At 54.0% G+C, this 1,066-nt stretch carries 2 protein-coding genes; both read right to left on the reverse strand.

Features of this window, described 5'->3' with window-relative positions:
- Positions 1 to 721, reverse strand: a 721-nt coding sequence (locus COY37_RS02370) for an FAD/NAD(P)-binding protein (protein ID WP_286975862.1), incomplete at its 3' end; no start/stop codon positions are given.
- Positions 714 to 1,066 (reverse strand): 4Fe-4S dicluster domain-containing protein (locus COY37_RS02375; RefSeq protein ID WP_286975864.1); only part of this gene is annotated, 353 nt, incomplete at its 5' end. The genes COY37_RS02375 and COY37_RS02370, both read right to left, overlap by 8 nt.

Raw genomic sequence — 1,066 nt, forward strand, 5'->3', positions numbered from 1 at the left:
GGGTAGTGACGATCTGCTCCGGTTGGAAGCCCATCGCGTTGAGTTCTTGCAGGGTAAACTTGATCATGATCGGAGGACCGCAAATTATTGCGATCGTGTTCTCCGGTGACGGGTTGGCATCTTTTACTAGAGCAGGAACGACGCCTACCTTGCCGGTCCAAGCATCATCGCCACAGTCAACGGTGACGTCGAAAAACATATCTTTCTCGTTCTTCCAGCGGTCGTACTCCCACTTAAAGCAGAGATCCCCCGGGGTCCTGGCGCCGTAGAACAGATCGATGTGACCGTAGTCGTCGCGCTTATCAAGCGCGTAGTTAAGGACGCTTCGCGCCGGTGCGAGGGCGAAACCGCCGGCGACGAAAACAAGATTTTTACCCTTCCAGTCGTCAACCGGAAATCCGTTGCCATAGGGGCCGCGAATGCCGATCTTGTCTCCCGCGATAAAGGTATGGATCATATCCGTTACAACGCCGGTGCGCTTGATGGTGAATTCCAAATAATCCGGCTGGGTTGGCGGCGAAGTGATCGATATAACCGATTCACCCGTGCCGAACACCGAAAGCTCGGCGACCTGGCCGGACTTTCTGTTCTGGAATTTCTCCCACTCCTGCTCGTCATCCGGTTTTATCCTAAATGTTTTTATATCCGGGGTCTCATCGAAGACCTCAAGGATTGTAGCTGTTAGCGGCAGCATTGTTTTGATGTCTGTCGCACTAGTCATCCGAACCAACTCCCGTCTTGACAATTTCGTCGCTCGGTTTTACATCACACGCCAATGGTTCTACTTGATCTTCAGTTGGAAGCTCTTCGGCGAAACCGAGTTCCATTCCGGCGGTTGCGCGAAGCGCCGACTGGATGAAGTCGCGCAGGTCGTATGAGACCGGGCAGCTTTTGATGCAGCGACCGCAGCCTACGCAGTCGATATCGCCGTATTTCTCCGGGAAGTAGCTGAACTTGTGCAGCATCCTCTGTCGCATACGCTTCCAGTGAAACTCCCTCGGGTTATGGCCGCCCGCTGCGCGGTTGTACTGGAAGAACATGCATGAATCCCAGCCACGGTAACGGT

Origin of the sequence: Candidatus Aquicultor secundus (assembly GCF_002791875.1) — a bacterium.
Lineage (GTDB): Bacteria > Actinomycetota > Aquicultoria > Aquicultorales > Aquicultoraceae > Aquicultor_A > Aquicultor_A secundus.